Consider the following 21,035-nt stretch of genomic DNA (forward strand, 5'->3'; position numbering starts at 1 on the left):
ACCTCTAATTGAAAGACTGTGCTGGTTTTTATAGATAACTTGGCTGGTTACTCGACCTATCGTCCAGCAAGTTGCTCAGCAAGCTGTTGTTTTTGTTCAGGGGTATTCACATTGATAAAGGCGTTAGGTTGATCAGCAAAGCTGGTCACTTCATGGTGATGCTTGGCGTACCAAAAATCGATTTTACGTTCACCTGCATCTAGAAATGTTTTCATTGAATCACGTAAACCCGGCTTAAGTAATAACACCACAGGTTGTTCACGTATGCCATCGCTAGCCACAACAAGCTCAGCGCCTGTTTGCTGCATGGTTGCTAGCATTCTGCTGGTTAAATCCTGTGGTAATAATGGGCAATCACAAGGTACCACTAATAATAAGTCTGCTTCAGTATTGCCCATCGCGGTGATCATGCCTGCTAAAGGGCCTAAATAGCCGGAGTCAATATCACTCATCACAGGGTAGCCGAACTCGCTATAACGCTGTTGATTACGATTGGCGTTGATCATAATGCGCTGTACTTGTGGTGCTAATCGAATAATCGTATGGCTAATCATCGGCTGGCTGTTTAACTCGACTAAGCCTTTATCTTCTCCGCCCATACGCCTAGCCATACCGCCGGCAAGAATAACGGCATCAATAGTCGGTTGGTGTTTACTTGGCAATGACATAGTGTGATTCCATAACAGAGTAATCTTGTTGAGTATCTAAATTAGGCACATATTGGCTTGTGTGTATAACATGTTGCTTAATATGCCAATGTTGTTGACATAACGCGGTCAAGCCACAGGTTTGATGGCTACTAATCAGTAAGCCAGTACCTTCTGATTTAAGCTGGTTTATCATGGCAAGCACAAGGCGTTGAGAGTGTTTGTCCATGTTTGAAATGGGCTCATCTAGCATGAGCAATTTAGGCTGACAGATCCAGGCCCTAGCAATCGCTAAACGCTGACGCTCACCGCCTGATAACTCACTGGCGCAATGGCGCATCAAGTCGGTAAGTTGAGCCATTTTTATTGCCTGAACTAAGCGTTGCCGTATTGCTTGTGAGCGAGCTTGTCTTACCGTTAATCCGTAGGTTAAATTGTATTCAACACTGCCATCGAATAAATAAGGGTGTTGATGTAAATACACCGCTTTACCTAGCAAAGACTCTGCTTGCCACCAAGCGGGTTGGCTAAAGCCTTGGCTGTTAATATGCCCTTGTGAAGGAGATATTAACCCCGCCAAAATCTTCATTAGAGTTGATTTTCCTGAACCATTATCACCCTGTAGATAAATGACATCCCCCTGGGTAAAGTTCAATTCGTTGACGGAAAATAGTACTTTTTGATCAAACTGCATCACCACATTAGTGGCATTGATTGTCGCTTTTGTTGTGGAGCGAATCGCTATGGTTGAAGACGATTGTCGACTCATTAATGACTCCTTGGCAGGGCTTTACCCCGTAATGAGCCCAGAGAGAAATTCAGTACTAGTGCCAGAATGAGTAACACTAATCCAAGTGCAATAGCCTGAGCAAAGTCGCCCTTGCTGGTTTCTAACGCAATGGCTGTAGGAATATTGCGGGTGACATTCATAATATTGCCACCGACCATCATAGAGCATCCTACTTCAGTTAAAATTCGACTAAATGCGGCTATAACAGCAAGCAATAATGCCGCTCGTAATTCTCGGCACACAGTCCAAATTGCATGTAACCAGTTCGCACCTAATGTGCGTGATGTTTCCCACGCGCGGCGGTCGACGCTGGTAAATGCAGCTTGCGATAAGGCCACTAGCACTGGGGCGCAAATTAACATCTGACCAAAAATCATTCCATTTTGGCTAAACAACCATTTTAAATCACCCATAACACCGTTGCGGGTGAGTAATAAATACACTAATAATCCAACAACAACCGCCGGAATTGATTGTAAAGTTTGCACTAGGTTAGTGACAATCCAACGGCCAGGAAAGTGAGTAAAAGCAAGTAAAAAGCCCAGCATGATGGATGGGAACAGGGTGATCAGTAGCGCAGCGAACGAGACGGAAAAAGACACATAAATGATTGACCACACATCGGGGTCAAAAGAGATCAGCAAGCCGAACGCTTGCTGCAAAAGGGCTAACCAGCCTTCACTCATTATTGATAAGTTGCCTTAAACAATTGCTCTCCTTGCACGGTGAACTCATTAATCATTTTTTGTGTAGCAGGGCTGATTAACCAGTCACTTAATGCTTGTGCACCTTGATGATTCAGCTCAGGGTATTTTGTCGGATTAATCAGCATAACTTGATAAGGGTTGGCTAATTCAGCGCCGCCTTCAAAGCTAATAGTTAAGTCCAACTTTGCTTTGTAAGCTACAAATGTACCACGGTCTGTTAGCGTATAAGCTTGTAACTCATGCGCCATTAATAGGGTTTTACCCATACCTTGACCAACCGAAGTATAGCCTGCAAAATCAGGCTTGACGTTAGTTTGTTGCCAAATCTCCAACTCTTTCATATGTGTGCCAGAGTTATCGCCACGGGAGATAAACGTGCTTGGTTTGGTGGCGATACGCTCAAATGCCTGGATAACGCTTTTAGCATTGTGCACACCAGCAGGGTCATTTTTAGGTCCTAAGACCACAAAATCGTTTTCCATAATGCCGCGGGGTTGAATGCCATAGCCGTCAGCGACAAATTTTGCTTCAGCAGCAGGAGCATGAGTCATCACGATATCTACATCGCCTTGGCTGGCGAGTTTAATTGCCTGACCAGTGCCTGTGGCGATTACCTGTACCGAGTAACCTGATTGTTTTTCAAACCTAGGTAATAATGCGCTTAATAAACCAGAGTTTTCAGTGCTGGTGGTCGTTGCTAATTTTATTACGCTGTGATTTTTATGCTCATGTGCTTGTAATAATGGACTAAAAACTAAGCTGCCCAACACGCTAAATGATGCCGTAATACAGGCGATTTTCTTTAACATTAAATTATCCTTTTAAACGACGATGGAATTGCATAATCCATTACTGGAGGTGTAAGTCTCGGTTTAGTAACCGTTAATACTGTCCGCTGTTAAGCAAGTTAAATGCCAATTACATAATGTGCAAATTCAGTTCACGGCAAAACCTTAATTTGTGAACCAGATCCCACGGTGGTTAAAAACACCTAAGACAAATTGTCCCAAGGTCACTTTTTGGTGGTTCATCCTGACCCAGTTTCTATCATTGAGTGCTAAAGTAACGCCAAGTTGAGCCAAAATGTCCAATCGGAGTAATTATGAGCATCGCTGTAAGCGCTAACACCAGTATGTCGGTTCTAATCGTTGACGATGAGCCTGGAATGCGCAGCTTCTTAACTAAAGCCATGTTGAAAAAATTTGCTTTAGTCGAAACCGCATCAAGTATTGCACAGGCCGAGCAACTCCGCAGCCAAGGTCATTTTGATTTGTTAATCGTCGATATTCGGTTACCCGATCGTTCAGGCATCGAATGGCATGAGGCATTAGATGATACAGACCGTCAGTCCGATATTATTTTTATGACGGGTTATGCTGACATGGATGTGGCGATTAGAGCATTACGAGCGGGCGCATCAGACTTCATCATGAAGCCGTTTCACTTAGAACAAATGATGACAGCTGTTGATCGTTGTATTGAAAAGCGTTTACTAAAGCGTGAAAATTTTATGCTAAAACGTGAGCTGTCCCATGGTCAGTCTTCTACCATCATTGGCAGCAGTGACGCGATTAATGAAGTTAAGCAAGTGATAGAACGTGTTGCTCAAACCAATGCGGTTGTTTTAATTGAAGGCGAGTCAGGTACAGGTAAAGAGCTTGTCGCGCGCCAGCTACATCAGTTGAGTGGACGAGCAGGCCCATTTGTACCGGTGAATTGTGGCGCTATTGCACCAGATCTATTGGCCAGTGAGTTATTTGGTCATATAGCAGGATCATTTACCGGAGCAAAAAGCTCTCGGGAAGGATTATTTAGTTTTGCTTCCGGTGGGACTATTTTTTTAGATGAGATCGGCGAAATGCCGATGAATATGCAAACGGCACTATTAAGAGTGTTAGAACAACGTGCAATTCGCCCAGTGGGTAGTGAGAAAGAAGTGGCAATTGATGTGCGTGTTGTGGCGGCCACTAACCGGTTATTAATTGAAGAAGTCGACCAAGGCCATTTTCGTCGAGATTTGTATTACCGTTTAAATGTACTGAATATTTTAATTCCACCTTTACGTGCTCGTCCAGAAGATGTGGTGGAATTAACCCATCATTTTACGGTACAGATATCACAGGACTTGGGCATTAAACCGGTTCTATGGAGCCATGAAGATTTACAAGTTTTAAAGCAGCATGAATGGCCAGGTAATATCCGTGAGCTTAAGAATATGATTGAGCGATGTATTTTATTAGGTAAGCCCCCTGCAGAATATTGGAAAAAAACTGAACAAGCAGAAACTGTAGATAATTACGGGTACCCCCTAAGTTGGACATTAAAAGATGTTGAAAAACAGCATGTAACACAGGTGGTTGACTCCCATGATGGCAATAAATCCGCAGCGGCGAGAGATTTAGGCGTATCGCGAAAAACCTTAGACAGAAAGTACAAAGATTGGTTTGGGCAAGATAGTTGCGAGGATCAAAAGGAAGCTTAATCGTGTCACTTTTTAAACAAATATTCGGTATCAGTTGGCAACAAATGCAGGCTAAGGTGCGTTATCGACTATTAATTCTGACACTATTGCCGATCTTAATGACATTAATCAGCCTAGTATTTATCACTATTTACTGGAATATTAGTTATACCAGTCAGCAATTGTTTATGAAGGTTAAAGCTGATTTATCGGTTGCTGAAAACACACTAAAACAGGTTCAAATCCGTCAAGAGCAACAGCTTGTTCATTTGGCTAATTCATGGGCCTTTCAAACTGCGTTTAGTCAACTCCAACAAGATAAAAATAATCCACAAGCGCAGCAGACTATCGTAGAGGTATTAACGCAAACTCAGCGGCAATTTAACTTAGATTTTTTAAGGTTAATCAGTGTAGAAAAAGTTAAAACAGATCCAGATTTAACAGCATTGTTGCGTAACAAACCTGACTCGCCATCTTCAGGTGTCATGGTGCTTCCCTTTGAGCGTTTAAAGCAGATAAACCCACAATTGGCACAATATGCCACAATTAATCTTAAAACCACTCAAAGAGCGATAGCGCCAAGCAAGCAGCAGGAACATCGCGGCTTAGTGAGTCGAAGCGTACTACCAATAATAAATTCAGACTCTTCAGTGCAGTGGTATCTTGATGGGGGGAATATATTTAATAAAGATACCGTGATAGTTGATTACATTCGCAATCTTGTTTATGACAAAGGGACTTTACCTGCACATTCAATTGGTACTGTGACGATTTTTTTAGACAATGTCAGAGTCAGTACTAACGTGCCAATGAATGCCTCGTCGTCACAATATTCTGAACAAAATCGCGCGCTAGGCACCTTAGTGTCAGAAGAGGTGAAGCAAAAAGTACTAGTGGATGGGCAAACTTGGGTTGATAGGGCATTTGTGTTTAATGACTGGTACATTTCCGCCTACGCCCCTTTGCTTGATATCTATGGTAAACGAGTGGGTATGGTATATACCGGTTTTTCTGAAGGACCTTTCATTCATAATTACCTACTTAATATTATTGAGTTAGGTAGTATTTTAATGCTGGTATTATTTGGCTCAGGCTTATTGGTTTATCGTGGCGCGTACAGTTTATTAAAACCCATAGAACGCATTCATCAGGTGGTTAAAGCGGTACAATCAGGCCGTAATGTTCGTATCGGTGAGCTCGGTTTAGATCGTGATAATGAACTGGCTCATTTAGCTGAACAGTTCGATAGTATGCTGGACTTATTGCAAAGTCGAAATTTACAGATTCAAGCCGCAGCAGAGCAACTCGAATTAAAAGTGGAGCAGCGCACCAAAAGCTTGCAAGACAAAACGGAAGAGTTACAACGTAATGTCGAATTACTGAATGAAACTCGCCAGCAATTGGTCACCAATGAAAAACTAACCGCATTAGGTGAGTTAACGGCGGGTATTGCCCATGAAATTAATAATCCTACCGCTGTAATTCTAGGTAATATGGAATTATTAAAGTATGAATTGGGTGATCAAGCTGAACAGGTATCAGAAGAGATTGATCTCGTGATCCAGCAAGTGGGACGTATAAGCACTATTATTCGTAGCTTATTGCAGTACAGTCGCCCTGGTGAATTTAATGCCCCCATCGAAATGCATCAGATGACCCCGATTGTTGAAGAAGTTTTAGTCTTGGTGCGTCACTCAATACAAAAGCAAGAGGTTGTACTAGTTAAAGCGCTTAATGCAAGTTGTCCCGTTGAGGTTAATCGACCGCAGTTGCAACAAGTGCTAATTAACCTAGTTGTTAATGCGGCCCATGCTATTGAAGCTAGAAATGATACGGGTAAGGGCAAAATTTGGATTCGAACCCAAGACTGGCTTCAAGGTGATGAACCTATAGGAGTGAAAATCGAAATAGAAGATGAGGGTATAGGCATAAACACTGAGCAACTAAGCCGTATTTTTGATCCATTTTATACCACCCGTAAAGACGGTACAGGTTTAGGGTTATCATTAAGCTACGGTATTATCAAACGGTTAGGCGGCACTATTGAAGTGAAGTCTACCGAAGGCAAGGGCACGGTATTTATTATTGGTCTTTATCATAGAGCTAAAGATGAATATACCAATAACCCTTACGAGGGGCTGCAGTTTAACTAAGCATGAGATTGATGTGAACCACTGGTGGCTAAATTAAATGAAGTGTGATGATTAACAGCATGGGGATAGAATTGAGCGGTTTATCATAAACTCACGTAGCCGTATAAATGTGTCGGTTAATAAATTTTAAGCAAAAAAAAGCCGGATGATTAATCCGGCCACAAAGAGTGTGAGCAATGTCGTGCTTGCGAACTCAGCGTAACAATAAAGGTGATGAATCTTTAAAATCGTAACTGAGCTTTGGAACGCAAATGAATAGTAATCATTCTCATTATCGTTTGCAAGTTAAATAAACTCTTTTTTTATTCTTTACACTTCATTTACCAACTTTAAGACAATAAAAAAGCGCGATAGCCGAAACCATCACGCTTATTATTCTATTATCAAATAGGGTTATAAAATGCGTCTTGAATGTTGATGCGTACTTAATAATTTATCTTGTAATACCCGCAATAACACCCCGTAAGCGGGTAAAAACAATCCCAAACTGACAATCAATTTAAAACCATAATCTATGGTCGCTATTTCTGGCCAGTGTTGCGCCATAAAAGTATCGGTAGAGGCATAAAATGCCACACTGAAAAAGACTAAAGTGTCGACTAAGTTACCAATTAAGGTAGACGCAGCAGGGGCTATCCACCACGCACGGGCTTTTCTTAATTGCGCAAATACCGTTATATCCATTAATTGGCCAATAAGATAAGCAATGAAGCTTGCAAAGGCGGTGCGGAATACAAAAGTATTGGCTTCGAGTAAGGCGTCAAATTGTTGAAATTGGCCTTGATGAAATAGTACGCCAATTAGATATGACACGATTAAAGCTGGAAACATGGCTTTAAAAATGATTTGTCTTGCAGCTTGCTGGCCAAATATACGCACGGTTAAATCCGTGGCTAAGTACACAAAAGGAAAACTAAATGCTCCCCAAGTGGTGTGATAGCCGAATACTTGAAACGGTAACTGAACCAAGTAATTGCTGGCGCAAATTATCAATATATGAAAGCTGACTAAAAATAGCAGCGCACGGCGCGTCTGCGCCGGGGTAAGTGTTAACATCTTGTGGCCTTTTTATTGAGATTAGGCGGGGTGAGGGAACCCGCAATTTTATTGGTTCTGGGTATGCTAGCACCCACAACGTGTACAGAGATTTATTATGATTATATCTTGTGCGGTCATCACCAGTAATAGGTCGCTGCCGACAAGGGGGCAGGATAATACCACTCTAGCAATAAATAGCCCAGCTTAAGCGATAAAGTCGATTGTTTAGCTCGCATACTTCTGAGTGGAATAAGAATAAAGTAACAACAATACATGCACTTAAAAATTATTGAACGACTCTCAAAAAATCTATTAAGTGAGTTGTATGGTAATGTCTATGTCAGTTTTTACGTTTGTAATTAATAAAATCAACAACAAAGCATTTGTTTGTTGTACTTAAATATTTTGGTTTCTTTGATTTGCACGATACCTGTTACAATAAATCATCTTGTATTTACCATGTTATCTATATGTCAGTATCTCTGCTTAAACACAATACCCTGGGACTAGAACAGTCTTGTGATGAACTATTTGTCGTAGATTCTAAAGCGTCTCTTATCGAGAATTGCCTATCCTTATATCACTCAGATAAAGCGTTAATGATACTCGGTGGTGGCAGTAATGTTGTCTTCACTGAAGATTTTGCAGGATCTGTGGTTAAAATTGCGACTAAAGGGATTGCTGTAGAACAAGAAGGGAATGAGGTACTGCTTACTGTTGAAGCTGGTGAGAGTTGGCATGAGCTGGTGGCGTATTGCGTGGAACATAATTTCTACGGTATTGAAAACTTAGCGTTAATACCCGGCACTGTTGGTGCTGCACCGATCCAAAATATCGGTGCTTACGGGGTGGAATTTAGTCAGGTTTGCCATTCTGTCGAGTTCCTCGATCTTGATTCATCACAACTGTATGAAATTATGGCTGCAGATTGCCAATTTGATTATAGAGAGTCAATTTTTAAGCAACAACTTAAACACAAAGCTGTCATTACAGCTGTCAAAATTAAGTTAACTAAAGTTTGGGTGCCGCAGCTGGACTACGCTCCATTAAACACACTTGATTCTACGACTGTCAGTGCGAAACAGGTTTTTGAACTAGTTTGCCAAATAAGACAGTCAAAATTACCAGACCCTGCGGTATTAGGAAATGTTGGCAGCTTTTTTAAAAACCCAATTATTAACACTGATAAATTTGAAACTTTAAAAGATAAATTTCCACAAATAATCGGCTACAGCTTAGAAAATAGTCTAGTAAAACTAGCCGCAGGCTGGTTAATCGAAAATGCTGGGCTTAAAGGGTTTTCTATCGGCGGTGCATCGGTTCATCAACTGCAGGCACTAGTTTTAGTGAACTCTGCTAATGCAACCGGCAATGATATCTGTCAACTCGCGTTACATGTTATTGATGTTATTGAGCAGCGATTTGAAATATCTCTAGAAACTGAACCTAGGATGATGGCGCAATTTGGAGAGGTCGTTTTATCATGAATGAACATTGGTCGCGTAAACGTTCAATACTGTCCTTGCTGAGCGCAGAACATTTTACTTCTGGCGAGAAAATAGCAAGTCAAATTAGCTTAACCAGAATGGCGGTTAATCAGCATATTGACTCATTATCAGAATATGGTGTTGAGATTTTTAGTGTGAAGGGCAAAGGGTATAAGCTCGCCAACCCAATAGCATTAGTTGATGAAAATAGATTGATTAACCAGATAGATAACAGATGTTTTTATTTTGATGAAATAAATAGCACTAATAGTTTTCTGTTAAGCCACCATGAAGACCTTAAGTCTGGTGATATTTGTGTTGCTGAATATCAATCAGCTGGCCGCGGCAGGCGTGGTAGGCAGTGGCAGTCTCCCTATGGTAACCATCTTTATGCATCCCTATTTTGGCGTTTTGACAGTGATGTAACCAAAGCTATGGGGTTAAGTCTGGTTATAGCGTGCTCAATCGTCAAAGCGTTAACTGATATGGGTGTGACTGGGCTAGGGCTTAAATGGCCTAATGATATTTATTTAGAGGGTAAAAAGCTGGCTGGAATTTTAATTGAAGTGGCGCAAACCAATGCACAACAAACTGAGCTGGTAATCGGCTTTGGGATTAACATGAGTATGTCGGCTGTACAGGGCGAACTTATTGATCAGCCTTGGAGCGATTTAACTAGCCAAAATCAATTGCCCGATAAAACCTTGTTATTGGCAAAGCTACATCAGCACTTAAAAAGTGATATTCAACTGTTTGATAAGCAGGGTTTGGTTCCATTTATTGATTTTTGGCAGCAATACGACTTATTTACTGACAAGCCTATCAAGTTGCTGATGGCGCCTAATGAAGTTGAAGGTGTTTACAAGGGAATAGATCAACAAGGAGGGATTATAATTGATACTAATGAAGGGCTAAAAACCTTTATTGGCGGTGAAATAAGTTTACGACGCGCCTAACTTAGCGCGTGTGAACTTAAGGTTACTTTCTCAGTAACACATTATCCATTAGGTGATTTTCACCTTTTTTGAGGATCAAATTTGCGCGTTCTCGAGTCGGTTGAATATTCAAGTTTAAATTTGGGCCATTAATCGTGTCCCAAATATTAGCAGAAATGGCATTTGCCTCACTATCGGACAATGCTGCGTAGTGATGGAAAAATGATAATGGGTCGCTAAATGCGCCTTTTCGAAATTGCAAAAATCGCTGCTGGTACCATTCTTTTAATAAATGTTCTTCTGCATCGACATATATCGAAAAGTCGACAAAGTCAGATACAAATGGACGTCTTAAATCAATGGGAGAATCTAGACCTGTTTGTAAAACATTTAACCCTTCAAGTATAAGAATATCCGGTTGTTCTATCACTTGATGTTGATCATGACATCGGTCATAGGTCACATGGGAATATAAAGGGGCTAAAACACGCGGCTCACCGGTTTTCACTGCGGAAATGAAGTCGACTAACATTTTCATGTCATAACTTTCAGGAAAGCCTTTGCGCTGGAGTAATCCCTTGCGTTTTAAGTCTGCTAGTGGGTACAGGAAACCATCGGTTGTGACTAAATCGACTTTTGGATGTTCTGGCCAGCGTTGTAATAAGGTTTGCAGAATACGTGCAGTGGTACTTTTTCCAACAGCAACACTACCTGCAATACTGATAATGTAGGGTGAACGAGAAGCGCTTTGCTCCAAGAACTTGTCTACAATCATTCCCCGTTGTTGCTTAGCTCCTACGATAAGGTTAAGTAACCGACTTAATGGTAGATAAATGTCAGTTACTTCATCTAATGATAACTTCTCATTCATGCCCCTTAGGTTTTCAAGCTCTTCCTGACATAATGTTAAGGGAACAGAATTGCGCAACTCCGCCCATTTATGACGTTCGAAGGAGAGATATAGCGCTTGTTGAATGCTGTTTTTCATTAATAAGCCAACTTTATACTGGGTCTGGCACATTACACGATCCGTATTACTGGAACAATACTTTAAGATTCAATTAACTGACCGAATAAAAATAATGGTTAATTATTGGTTATATTTAACGCTTCGCGAATAAAAAAACGACAATTGAGAGTTTATTTAGCTTTTTTATAATTTTTCTATTGCACTTAGCGCCACATTTACCTAATATCCGTTCCCGAAATGATGCGCCGGCATAGCTCAGTTGGTAGAGCAACTGACTTGTAATCAGTAGGTCCCGAGTTCGACTCTTGGTGCCGGCACCATTTTTCTGGAGGGGTTCCCGAGTGGCCAAAGGGATCAGACTGTAAATCTGACGGCTCAGCCTTCGAAGGTTCGAATCCTTCTCCCTCCACCATTTTTTAGGTAGTTAGGTAACCTATGTAGGTTGCGCGGATGTCGTATAATGGTATTACTCCAGCCTTCCAAGCTGATAACGCGGGTTCGATTCCCGCCATCCGCTCCAAGTTTGTTTGCTGATATGGCTCAATTAATTGAGCAAACCTTAGGTCAAGGTTAGTCGGTATTACTGCCATGCTTATCAGCACAATCCTACAAAAAATAATCGCCTGACTAAAAAATCGATTCGATGTCATATCTATATGCATCGGATTTTTATTATGTGTGTGTTTTCATCACCAAACTATTGGATTGAGGCTATACCATGGCAAAAGCTAAATTTGAACGTAAGAAGCCCCACGTAAACGTAGGCACCATCGGTCACGTTGACCATGGTAAAACAACTTTAACTGCAGCTATTTCTGCTGTGTTAGCTAAGACTTATGGTGGTGAAGTGCGTAACTTCGCTCAAATCGATAACGCTCCAGAAGAGCGTGAGCGCGGTATTACCATTAATACTTCTCACATCGAATATGACACACCAATTCGTCACTATGCACACGTCGACTGTCCAGGTCACGCGGATTATGTTAAAAACATGATCACTGGTGCTGCACAGATGGATGGCGCAATCTTAGTAGTTGCTGCTACAGACGGCCCAATGCCACAAACACGTGAGCACATCCTACTTTCTCGTCAAGTAGGTGTACCTTTCATCATCGTATTCATGAACAAATGTGACATGGTTGATGACGAAGAGCTATTAGAATTAGTAGAAATGGAAGTGCGTGAGCTTCTTTCAGAATACGACTTCCCAGGTGATGACTTACCAGTTATCCAAGGTTCTGCATTAAAAGCGTTAGAAGGCGATGCAGCATGGGAAGGTAAAATTCTTGAGCTTGCAGAAGCACTAGATACTTATATTCCAGAGCCAGAGCGTGACATCGATAAGCCATTCCTACTACCAATCGAAGACGTATTCTCGATTTCAGGTCGTGGTACAGTGGTAACTGGTCGTGTTGAGCGTGGTATTGTACGCGTATCAGACGAAGTTGAAATTGTAGGTGTTAAAGACACAACTAAAACAACTTGTACTGGCGTAGAAATGTTCCGTAAGCTACTTGACGAAGGTCGTGCTGGCGAGAACTGTGGTGTGTTATTACGTGGTACTAAGCGTGATGACGTAGAACGTGGCCAAGTACTAGCTAAGCCTGGTTCAATCAACCCACACACTACTTTCGAATCAGAAGTATACGTGTTATCAAAAGAAGAAGGCGGACGTCACACTCCATTCTTCAAAGGATACCGTCCACAGTTCTATTTCCGTACAACGGACGTAACTGGTACTATCGAATTGCCAGAAGGCGTAGAAATGGTAATGCCTGGTGACAACATCAAGATGGTTGTTACTTTGATTTACCCAATCGCGATGGACGACGGTTTACGTTTCGCTATCCGTGAAGGTGGCCGTACAGTTGGTGCTGGTGTTGTAGCTAAAATCATCGCTTAATTGCGAATTTAGTTAACACTGAAAAAGGAAGCTTCGGCTTCCTTTTTTGTTTTGGCTGCCTGCGTTAAGATAAAACTCAAGTTTTTTACTGATTTATTCGCATAAGACCACCAGTCATGTTGCGAATAGAGCTGAATCAGAATACAATCTATGACCGATTTTTGACCCTGTGCTGTGATAGTTTCTGGGGTAACTCGGGAATGTAGTGGCAGTTCACTGTTGCTAAGCTCAGGTCGTATTGAGTAACGGAATTAACAGATGACAATAAGTACTGAAAGCCAGGGTAATTCTCTGGATATCGTGAAATGGAGCGTGGCTGTATTGCTAGTTTTAGCAGCAGTTATTGCTAACCAATTTTTTGCAGAAGCCAGTGTAGTGGCTCGTGTTGCTGGTGTAATTGTCACTTTTGCAATTGCTGGCTTCATAGCATTTCAAACCGTTAAAGGTAAGCAAGCACTTTCATTTGCTCGCGAAGCACATATTGAAGTGCGTAAAGTGATTTGGCCAACTCGCCAAGAAGCTCTTACCACAACGTTTATCGTTCTTGCTGCAACAGGTGTTGTTGCATTGATCCTTTGGGGATTAGACGCAATCTTATTGCGAGTTGTGAATTTAATTACAGGCGTATAGGCATTTAAACATGACTGAAGCTACAGAAGCGAAGAAAAGATGGTATGTTATTCAAGCCTTTTCAGGTTATGAAGGTCGTGTACTTAAAACACTACTTGAACATATCAAAATGCACAGTATGGAAGATTACTTCGGCGAGATTTTAGTGCCAACAGAAGAAGTCGTTGAAATGCGTGCAGGTCAACGTCGTAAAAGTGAGCGTAAATTCTTTCCGGGCTATGTGTTAGTACAAATGGAAATGAATGATGATAGCTGGCACTTAGTAAAGAGCATTCCTCGTGTAATGGGCTTTATTGGTGGTACATCAGATCGTCCAGCGCCGATTTCAGAGAAAGAAGCAAATAACATACTACAGCGTTTACAGGACACTGTTACTTCGCCGACACACCGTGTTATTTATGAACCAGGTGAAGTGGTTCGTGTGTGTGACGGACCATTTGCAGACTTTAACGGAACTATCGAAGAAGTCGATTATGAGAAGAATCGCGTTAAAGTTTCTGTGATGATTTTTGGTCGCTCAACACCTGTTGAACTTGATTTTCATCAGGTTGAAAAAAGCTGATTAAAATAACCACAAAATATTGATTGTTTGCGGGTGTGGATTTTTGTATAATTCGCACCCGTTGTTTCAGGGGGAGCAAATTGGCATGTCGCCAAGATGCGTTTGAACCCAAATAGAGGAAATGTCGACATGGCAAAGAAGATTGAAGCTTATATTAAGCTACAAGTAGCAGCCGGTGCTGCAAACCCGTCTCCACCAGTTGGTCCTGCTTTAGGTCAAAAAGGTGTGAACATCATGGAATTCTGTAAAGCATTCAACGCTCGTACTGAAAAGTTCGAAAAAGGCATGCCAATTCCTGTTGTTATCACTGTATACAGTGACCGTTCTTTCACTTTTGAAACTAAGACTCCACCTGCATCTTTCCTACTGCTTAAAGCAGCTGGTTTGAAATCAGGTTCAGGCCGTCCTAATACACAGAAAGTAGGAACTATCAAGCGTAGCGCTGTTCAGGAAATTGCTGAATCTAAAGCGGCTGATATGACTGGTGCTGATATTGAAGCGATGACTCGCTCAATTGAAGGTACTGCACGTTCAATGGGTTTGGTAGTAGAGGACTAATATAATGGCAAAGCTAAGTAAACGCGCTCGCGTAATTCGCGAAAAAGTTGATGGTACTAAGCAGTATGACATCAACGAAGCAGTAGCACTTTTAAAAGAATTAGCAACAGCTAAATTCGTAGAAAGTGTTGACGTAGCTGTTAACCTTGGTATCGATCCTCGTAAATCAGATCAAAACGTGCGTGGTGCTACTGTACTTCCACACGGTACTGGTCGTGACGTTCGTGTTGCTGTATTCACTCAAGGTGCAAACGCTGAAGCTGCTAAAGCTGCGGGTGCTGAACTTGTGGGTATGGACGACCTAGCTGCTCAAATTAAAGCTGGCGAAATGAACTTTGACGTTGTTATCGCATCACCAGACGCAATGCGCGTTGTTGGTATGTTAGGTCAAATCTTAGGCCCACGTGGTTTAATGCCTAACCCTAAAACTGGTACTGTAACGCCTAACGTTGCAGAAGCAGTTAAGAATGCTAAAGCGGGTCAAGTTCGTTACCGCAACGACAAAAACGGTATTATCCACACTACTATCGGTAAAGTGGATTTCACTGTTGAACAGTTAAAAGAAAACTTAGAAGCGTTAGTGTCAGCACTGAAAAAGGCTAAGCCTGCAGTTGCTAAAGGCATTTACGTGAAAAAAGTTAGCATCTCTACCACTATGGGTGCAGGTGTTGCAGTCGACCAAGCTAGCTTGGAAGACATTAAGTAATTTTACAATTTGCGCGCATTAGTCTATAATGCGCGCAAATTGTGGGTTGAAGCTCCTTTTACTTGATATTGCCTTAATTCGTTAAGGTATATCGGCTAAAAAGTGAGTTTCCGTCCAAGACCGCAGGTGTTTATCGTAAGGTTAACTTAATTTCCTGCGTAGACGGTGTCAGGCCCCAGCTAAATTTTTTTACTGGAAAATCTGCACCGTAAGTAGCCATCTACATATTGTATTTGGTTTGGTAAATTCTAGGGATTTCCCTAGGTAGAATCCAGGAGTAAAGCCTAATGGCATTAAGACTCGAAGACAAAAAGGCAATTGTTGCTGAAGTCAACGAAGCTGCCAAAGGTGCGCTTTCTGCAGTTGTTGCCGATTCACGCGGTGTAACTGTAAGTGCCATGACTGTTCTGCGTAAAGCCGCTCGCGCTAATGGTGTTTATGTACGTGTAGTACGTAACACTTTAGCTAAGCGTGCTGTTGAAGGTACTTCATTTGAATGCCTTGCAGAAACGTTCACTGGCCCAACTTTAATCGCCTTCTCTCTAGAGCACCCAGGTGCTGCAGCGCGTCTTTTAAAAGATTTCGCTAAAGAGCAAGCAAAGTTTGAAGTTAAAGGTGCAGCTTTCGAAGGGATGTTTATCCCTGCAGTTGAAATTGATCGTTTAGCGAAACTACCAACATACGACGAAGCACTAGCTCAGTTAATGATGACTATGAAAGAAGCATCTGCTGGCAAGTTCGTACGTACATTGGCCGCCCTTCGCGATCAAAAACAAGAAGCCGCTTAATTATAAGTTGGCCGCTTAATAAAATTGAATTCAGAACAATAGGAAATATTTCTAATGTCTATCACTAAAGACCAAATCTTAGAAGCTTTCGCAGCAATGTCTGTAATGGAAGTTGTTGAACTAATCGAAGCAATGGAAGAGAAATTCGGTGTTTCTGCTGCTGCTGCAACTGTAGCTGTTGGCGATGCTGGCGCAGCTGCTGAAGAACAAACAGAATTCGACGTAATTCTTACTTCTCACGGTGCTAACAAAGTTGCTGTAATTAAAGCACTTCGTGGCGCTACAGGTCTAGGCCTGAAAGAAGCTAAAACTATGTCAGAATCTTCTCCGATTGCTGTTAAAGAAGCTATCTCTAAAGAAGAAGCTGAAGCGCTTAAAGCTGAGTTAGTAGCAGCTGGTGCAGAAGTTGAAATCAAGTAAGTTTTAACTAACTTACCTGTCACCTAAGAAATTAGGTGAAGGCTGGCGGTTTTTTAACCGTCGGCCTTTTTTGCGCTTTATGCGCAGGCGATTTTTTATTCACCGTTTATCGCCAGTTTTAGCAGTTCCTAGCAGAGATTACTGGTTAGGTTCTTGCGACAACGGTGACGGGCAAACGCGCTGATTTATATTAAAAAATTAATGTATTTCAGTCTTGGTCACACTAGTAAGTAGAGGAAACCCATGGTTTACTCCTATTCTGAAAAGAAGCGTATTCGCAAAGATTTTGGTAAGCGTCCAAAGGTTTTGGACATCCCTTATCTATTGTCTATCCAGTTAGACTCTTTTAAGAAATTCACCGATCAAGATCCTACGGGTGAACGCGGTTTTGAAGCGGCATTTCGTAGCGTTTTTCCTATCAAGAGCTTTTCTGGTTATTCTGAGCTGCAATATGTCAGCTATAAACTAGGCGAGCCAGTTTTTGATGTGAAAGAATGTCAGATCCGTGGTGTCACTTATTCAGCTCCACTACGCGTTAAATTACGCATGGTGTTGTTTGATCGTGAAGCTGCAGCTGGCACAGTAAAAGATATTAAAGAACAAGAAGTCTACATGGGTGATATCCCATTGATGACTGATAACGGTACATTCGTTATCAACGGTACTGAGCGTGTTATCGTATCTCAGTTACACCGTAGTCCTGGCGTATTCTTTGATCATGACCGTGGTAAAACCCACTCTTCCGGTAAAGTGCTTTATAACGCACGTATTATTCCTTACCGTGGTTCATGGCTTGATTTTGAATTCGATCCTAAAGACGCATTATTCGTCCGTATTGACCGTCGTCGTAAGTTACCTGCGACTATCATGCTACGTGCGTTAGATTTCTCTACACAAGACATCCTAGACTTATTCTTTGAGCGTATTCAGTTCAAGATTAAGAAAGATTCTTTAGTAATGGCCTTAGTACCTGATCGCTTACGCGGTGAGACAGCTAGCTATGACATTAAAGATGCTGAAGGCAGTCTGTTAGTTGAAGCGGGCCGCCGTATTACAGCTCGTCATATTAAGCAGTTAGAAAAAACCAACACAACTGAGCTTGAAGTGCCAGTAGATTACATTGTTGGTAAGTATGCTGCACAAGATTATATCGATGAAGATACTGGCGAAGTATTAGTGACAGCAAACAGCGAAATCTCTTTAGAAGATTTAGCTAATTTGTCATTAGCCGGCATTAAAGAAATAGATACACTATTTATCAATGATCTTGATCATGGTGCTTATATCGCAGACACACTACGCATAGATTCAACAACTAACCGCTTAGAAGCCTTGGTTGAAATCTATCGTATGATGCGTCCTGGCGAGCCACCAACCAAAGATGCTGCTGAAGGTTTATTCCAAAACCTATTCTTTAGTGAAGAACGTTATGACTTATCAAAAGTAGGTCGTATGAAGTTTAACCGTCGTCTTGAGATTGCTGAAGATGAAGGTTCAGGTGTTCTGTCTAAAGAAGACATCGTTTGTGTTATGAAGAAAATCATCGAAATCCGTAACGGATACGATGAAGTCGACGATATTGACCATTTAGGTAACCGTCGTATTCGTAGCGTAGGTGAGATGGCTGAAAACCAATTCCGTGTTGGTTTAGTCCGTGTTGAGCGTGCTGTTCGTGAACGTCTATCTTTAGGCGACTTAAACGAATTAATGCCACAAGACTTAATTAACGCTAAGCCAATTTCTGCGGCAGTGAAAGAATTCTTCGGTTCTTCACAGTTGTCACAGTTTATGGACCAAAACAATCCTTTATCAGAAGTGACGCATAAGCGTCGTATTTCTGCTCTAGGTCCAGGTGGTTTGACCCGTGAACGTGCAGGCTTCGAAGTCCGTGACGTACATCCAACTCACTATGGTCGTTTATGTCCAATTGAGACCCCAGAGGGTCCAAACATTGGTCTAATCAACTCGCTAGCCAGTTTTGCTCGTACAAACTCGTACGGCTTCCTAGAAACACCATACCGTAAAGTGGTAGACGGTGTGATTACTGATGAAGTTGAATACTTATCAGCAATCGAAGAAGGTCGTTATGTTATTGCACAGGCTAACATCGAAGTTGATGCAGCTGGCCGTATGGTTGAAGACCAAATTGCTTGTCGTCATAAAGGTGAATCTACCTTTATGCGTGCAGCTGACGTTCAATACATGGACGTTTCGCCACAACAGATTATTTCTGTTGCAGCGTCATTAATTCCGTTCTTAGAACACGATGATGCTAACCGTGCATTGATGGGTGCAAACATGCAACGCCAAGCCGTTCCTACACTGCGTGCTGATAAGCCGTTAGTAGGTACAGGTATTGAACGTACTCTTGCTGTTGACTCTGGTGTTGTGGTTGTGGCTAAACGTGGCGGTGTGGTTGACTATGTTGACGCTAGCCGTATCGTTGTTAAAGTTAATGAAGATGAGCTACGCCCAGGCGAAGCCGGTATCGACATTTATAACCTAACAAAATATACCCGTTCAAACCAAAACACTTGTATTAACCAACGTCCTTGTTGTTTTGCTGGTGATCCAGTAGTTCGTGGTGATGTGTTAGCTGATGGTCCTTCTACTGATCTTGGCGAATTGGCCCTTGGCCAAAACATGCGTATCGCGTTCATGCCTTGGAACGGTTATAACTTCGAAGATTCGATCTTAATTTCTGAGCGCGTAGCGCAAGAAGATCGTTTCACTACTATCCATATCCAAGAGCTTTCTTGTATTGCTCGTGATACTAAATTGGGTAGCGAAGAAATCACGGCTGATATTCCAAACGTAGGCGAGTCTGCTTTATCTAAATTAGATGAATCAGGTATTGTTTATATTGGGGCAGAAGTGAAGGGCGGCGATATTCTTGTGGGTAAAGTGACACCTAAGGGTGAAACACAGTTAACTCCAGAAGAGAAACTACTCCGAGCTATTTTTGGTGAAAAAGCTTCTGACGTTAAGGACAGCTCATTACGTGTACCTAACTCAGTGAAAGGCACCATCATCGACGTTCAGGTATTTACCCGTGACGGCGTTGAAAAAGATAAACGTGCGCTTGAGATTGAAGACATGCATGTTCGTCAAGCTCGTAAAGACTTAGGCGAAGAGTTCAAGATCCTTGAAGACGGCGTATTAGGCCGTGCGCGTAACTTGTTATTAGCTGCAGGTTTCTCTGAAGCTAAATTAGCTGAGTTACCACGCAAAGACTTGCTAATCCAAGTGATTGACGATGAAGCAAAACAAACTGAACTTGAACAGTTAGCTGAACAGCACGAAGAGCTGCGCGCTGACTTTGACAAGAAGTTTGAAACTAAGCGCCGTAAAATCACTCAAGGTGATGATTTAGCACCTGGCGTACTGAAAATTGTTAAGGTTTACTTAGCCGTTAAACGTACTATCCAGCCTGGTGATAAAATGGCGGGTCGTCATGGTAACAAAGGTGTTATCTCGAAGATCTGTCCAGTCGAAGATATGCCATATGATGAAGAAGGTAATCCAGTAGACATCGTACTTAACCCATTGGGCGTACCATCGCGTATGAACATCGGTCAGGTACTAGAAGTCCACATGGGCGCTGCAGCTAAAGGTATTGGTAACAAGATTACCGCTATGCTTGAAGAGCAACGTGAAATTGCCGTACTTCGTGATTACATCAAGCAAGTTTATGAGTTAGGTGATGACGTGTTACAACGCGTTGATATCGATTCATTTAGTGATGATGAAGTTGTACGCTTGGCGACTCACCTTAAGGGTGGTATTCCAATCGCTACACCAGCATTCGATGGTGCTAAAGAGAAAGAGATCAAGCAAATGCTTGCTCTTGCAGGCTTACCTGAGTCTGGTCAGTTGACATTATGTGACGGCCGTACCGGTAACGAATTTGAGCGTAAAGTAACCGTTGGTTACATGTATATGCTTAAACTGAACCATTTAGTTGATGACAAGATGCACGCCCGTTCAACCGGTTCGTACAGCTTAGTGACTCAACAACCATTGGGCGGTAAAGCTCAATTCGGTGGTCAGCGTTTCGGTGAGATGGAAGTGTGGGCACTTGAAGCATACGGTGCTGCTTATACTCTACAGGAAATGCTAACAGTTAAGTCAGATGACGTTAACGGTCGTACTCAGATGTATAAAAACATCGTCGACGGTAACCATCAGATGCAACCAGGCATGCCTGAATCTTTCAACGTATTGTTGAAGGAAATTCGTTCACTTGGTATTAATATCGAGCTGGATCAAGAGTAAGCATC

18 protein-coding genes and 3 tRNA genes are annotated in these 21,035 nt (G+C 42.0%); 15 read left to right on the top strand and 6 right to left on the bottom strand.

The window, feature by feature from the left end; all coding sequences use genetic code 11:
• Window positions 1–56: 56 nt before the first annotated feature.
• From mobA to ACRWQN_RS02220, 4 genes are read right to left on the bottom strand one after another with little or no spacing between them, the layout of a single operon-like run.
• The gene (gene mobA, locus ACRWQN_RS02205; protein WP_434939651.1) at window positions 57–668 is read right to left on the bottom strand and encodes a molybdenum cofactor guanylyltransferase MobA; all 612 of its coding nucleotides are present in this window, start codon (window positions 666–668) and stop codon (window positions 57–59) included.
• Window positions 652–1,416: an ABC transporter ATP-binding protein gene (locus ACRWQN_RS02210; protein ID WP_434939652.1), complete on the bottom strand. Its 765-nt coding sequence runs from the start codon at window positions 1,414–1,416 to the stop codon at window positions 652–654. The genes mobA and ACRWQN_RS02210 overlap by 17 nt, the downstream gene beginning before the upstream one ends.
• Window positions 1,416–2,123, bottom strand: coding sequence for an ABC transporter permease (locus ACRWQN_RS02215; RefSeq protein ID WP_434939653.1), 708 nt, complete (start codon window positions 2,121–2,123; stop codon window positions 1,416–1,418). Before ACRWQN_RS02215 ends, ACRWQN_RS02210 begins: the two co-directional genes overlap by 1 nt.
• The gene (locus ACRWQN_RS02220) at window positions 2,123–2,953 is read right to left on the bottom strand and encodes a substrate-binding domain-containing protein (protein WP_434930746.1); all 831 of its coding nucleotides are present in this window, start codon (window positions 2,951–2,953) and stop codon (window positions 2,123–2,125) included. The genes ACRWQN_RS02215 and ACRWQN_RS02220 overlap by 1 nt, the downstream gene beginning before the upstream one ends.
• Window positions 2,954–3,246: 293 nt before the next feature.
• Here ACRWQN_RS02220 and ACRWQN_RS02225 point away from each other — a divergent pair, with 293 nt between their 5' ends.
• Entirely contained in the window at window positions 3,247–4,626 is a 1,380-nt protein-coding gene (locus ACRWQN_RS02225) for a sigma-54-dependent transcriptional regulator (RefSeq protein WP_434927786.1), read from the top strand.
• 44 nt (window positions 4,627–4,670) lie between these two features.
• A complete protein-coding gene (locus tag ACRWQN_RS02230) occupies window positions 4,671–6,758 on the top strand; it encodes a sensor histidine kinase (RefSeq protein ID WP_434940586.1) in 2,088 nt (695 codons plus the stop codon).
• A 393-nt stretch (window positions 6,759–7,151) separates the two neighbouring features.
• On the opposite strand, the gene ACRWQN_RS02235 is transcribed toward ACRWQN_RS02230, so the two are convergent.
• Complete coding sequence (locus tag ACRWQN_RS02235; protein WP_434939654.1) at window positions 7,152–7,814, bottom strand: 7-cyano-7-deazaguanine/7-aminomethyl-7-deazaguanine transporter; 663 nt, start codon at window positions 7,812–7,814, stop codon at window positions 7,152–7,154.
• A gap of 446 nt (window positions 7,815–8,260) precedes the next feature.
• Between ACRWQN_RS02235 and murB the strand changes: the two genes are divergently transcribed.
• The gene (gene murB / locus ACRWQN_RS02240) at window positions 8,261–9,283 is read left to right on the top strand and encodes a UDP-N-acetylmuramate dehydrogenase (protein ID WP_434940587.1); all 1,023 of its coding nucleotides are present in this window, start codon (window positions 8,261–8,263) and stop codon (window positions 9,281–9,283) included.
• The gene (gene birA, locus ACRWQN_RS02245; protein ID WP_434927788.1) at window positions 9,280–10,239 is read left to right on the top strand and encodes a bifunctional biotin--[acetyl-CoA-carboxylase] ligase/biotin operon repressor BirA; all 960 of its coding nucleotides are present in this window, start codon (window positions 9,280–9,282) and stop codon (window positions 10,237–10,239) included. Before murB ends, birA begins: the two co-directional genes overlap by 4 nt.
• Window positions 10,240–10,261: 22 nt before the next feature.
• Here birA and coaA read toward each other — a convergent pair whose 3' ends face one another.
• A complete protein-coding gene (gene coaA, locus ACRWQN_RS02250) occupies window positions 10,262–11,206 on the bottom strand; it encodes a type I pantothenate kinase (protein WP_434927789.1) in 945 nt (314 codons plus the stop codon).
• 226 nt (window positions 11,207–11,432) lie between these two features.
• On the opposite strand from coaA, the gene ACRWQN_RS02255 reads away from it, so the two are divergent.
• The 11 genes from ACRWQN_RS02255 (at window position 11,433) to rpoB (ending at window position 21,030) form a co-directional block, all read left to right on the top strand.
• Window positions 11,433–11,508 (top strand) — tRNA-Thr (locus ACRWQN_RS02255).
• Between the two features lie 7 nt (window positions 11,509–11,515).
• Window positions 11,516–11,600, top strand: a tRNA-Tyr gene (locus ACRWQN_RS02260).
• Window positions 11,601–11,634: 34 nt separating this feature from the next.
• A tRNA-Gly gene (locus tag ACRWQN_RS02265) sits at window positions 11,635–11,708 on the top strand.
• 198 nt (window positions 11,709–11,906) lie between these two features.
• Window positions 11,907–13,091, top strand: a complete 1,185-nt coding sequence (gene tuf, locus ACRWQN_RS02270) for an elongation factor Tu (protein WP_434927790.1) — start codon at window positions 11,907–11,909, stop codon at window positions 13,089–13,091.
• A gap of 258 nt (window positions 13,092–13,349) precedes the next feature.
• Complete coding sequence (gene secE, locus ACRWQN_RS02275; RefSeq protein ID WP_434939655.1) at window positions 13,350–13,721, top strand: preprotein translocase subunit SecE; 372 nt, start codon at window positions 13,350–13,352, stop codon at window positions 13,719–13,721.
• 10 nt (window positions 13,722–13,731) lie between these two features.
• Window positions 13,732–14,283 carry a transcription termination/antitermination protein NusG gene (nusG, locus tag ACRWQN_RS02280; RefSeq protein ID WP_226412009.1) on the top strand — a complete coding sequence of 184 codons (552 nt, stop codon included), beginning with the start codon at window positions 13,732–13,734 and terminating at the stop codon, window positions 14,281–14,283.
• Window positions 14,284–14,412: 129 nt separating this feature from the next.
• A complete protein-coding gene (gene rplK, locus ACRWQN_RS02285) occupies window positions 14,413–14,841 on the top strand; it encodes a 50S ribosomal protein L11 (protein WP_182771917.1) in 429 nt (142 codons plus the stop codon).
• Window positions 14,842–14,845: 4 nt separating this feature from the next.
• On the top strand, window positions 14,846–15,547 hold the full coding sequence (rplA, locus tag ACRWQN_RS02290) for a 50S ribosomal protein L1 (RefSeq protein WP_434927791.1): 702 nt from the start codon (window positions 14,846–14,848) through the stop codon (window positions 15,545–15,547).
• Between the two features lie 287 nt (window positions 15,548–15,834).
• On the top strand, window positions 15,835–16,335 hold the full coding sequence (gene rplJ / locus ACRWQN_RS02295) for a 50S ribosomal protein L10 (RefSeq protein WP_434927792.1): 501 nt from the start codon (window positions 15,835–15,837) through the stop codon (window positions 16,333–16,335).
• Between the two features lie 54 nt (window positions 16,336–16,389).
• A complete protein-coding gene (rplL, locus tag ACRWQN_RS02300) occupies window positions 16,390–16,755 on the top strand; it encodes a 50S ribosomal protein L7/L12 (protein ID WP_434939656.1) in 366 nt (121 codons plus the stop codon).
• Window positions 16,756–16,998: 243 nt separating this feature from the next.
• A complete protein-coding gene (gene rpoB, locus ACRWQN_RS02305; protein ID WP_434939657.1) occupies window positions 16,999–21,030 on the top strand; it encodes a DNA-directed RNA polymerase subunit beta in 4,032 nt (1,343 codons plus the stop codon).
• Window positions 21,031–21,035 lie beyond the last annotated feature (5 nt).

Origin of the sequence: Shewanella sp. HL-SH8, from assembly GCF_051165765.1 — a bacterium.
Classification (GTDB): domain Bacteria; phylum Pseudomonadota; class Gammaproteobacteria; order Enterobacterales; family Shewanellaceae; genus Shewanella; species Shewanella glacialimarina.

Bases quoted from the DNA above. Each gene is read 5' to 3' on its own strand.
- mobA (WP_434939651.1), bottom strand. From the start codon at position 668: ATGTCATTGCCAAGTAAACACCAACCGACTATTGATGCCGTTATTCTT.
- ACRWQN_RS02210 (WP_434939652.1), bottom strand. From the start codon at position 1,416: ATGAGTCGACAATCGTCTTCAACCATAGCGATTCGCTCCACAACAAAA.
- ACRWQN_RS02215 (WP_434939653.1), bottom strand. From the start codon at position 2,123: ATGAGTGAAGGCTGGTTAGCCCTTTTGCAGCAAGCGTTCGGCTTGCTG.
- ACRWQN_RS02220 (WP_434930746.1), bottom strand. From the start codon at position 2,953: ATGTTAAAGAAAATCGCCTGTATTACGGCATCATTTAGCGTGTTGGGC.
- ACRWQN_RS02225 (WP_434927786.1), top strand. From the start codon at position 3,247: ATGAGCATCGCTGTAAGCGCTAACACCAGTATGTCGGTTCTAATCGTT.
- ACRWQN_RS02230 (WP_434940586.1), top strand. From the start codon at position 4,671: ATGCAGGCTAAGGTGCGTTATCGACTATTAATTCTGACACTATTGCCG.
- ACRWQN_RS02235 (WP_434939654.1), bottom strand. From the start codon at position 7,814: ATGTTAACACTTACCCCGGCGCAGACGCGCCGTGCGCTGCTATTTTTA.
- birA (WP_434927788.1), top strand. From the start codon at position 9,280: ATGAATGAACATTGGTCGCGTAAACGTTCAATACTGTCCTTGCTGAGC.
- coaA (WP_434927789.1), bottom strand. From the start codon at position 11,206: ATGAAAAACAGCATTCAACAAGCGCTATATCTCTCCTTCGAACGTCAT.
- tuf (WP_434927790.1), top strand. From the start codon at position 11,907: ATGGCAAAAGCTAAATTTGAACGTAAGAAGCCCCACGTAAACGTAGGC.
- secE (WP_434939655.1), top strand. From the start codon at position 13,350: ATGACAATAAGTACTGAAAGCCAGGGTAATTCTCTGGATATCGTGAAA.
- nusG (WP_226412009.1), top strand. From the start codon at position 13,732: ATGACTGAAGCTACAGAAGCGAAGAAAAGATGGTATGTTATTCAAGCC.
- rplK (WP_182771917.1), top strand. From the start codon at position 14,413: ATGGCAAAGAAGATTGAAGCTTATATTAAGCTACAAGTAGCAGCCGGT.
- rplA (WP_434927791.1), top strand. From the start codon at position 14,846: ATGGCAAAGCTAAGTAAACGCGCTCGCGTAATTCGCGAAAAAGTTGAT.
- rplJ (WP_434927792.1), top strand. From the start codon at position 15,835: ATGGCATTAAGACTCGAAGACAAAAAGGCAATTGTTGCTGAAGTCAAC.
- rplL (WP_434939656.1), top strand. From the start codon at position 16,390: ATGTCTATCACTAAAGACCAAATCTTAGAAGCTTTCGCAGCAATGTCT.
- rpoB (WP_434939657.1), top strand. From the start codon at position 16,999: ATGGTTTACTCCTATTCTGAAAAGAAGCGTATTCGCAAAGATTTTGGT.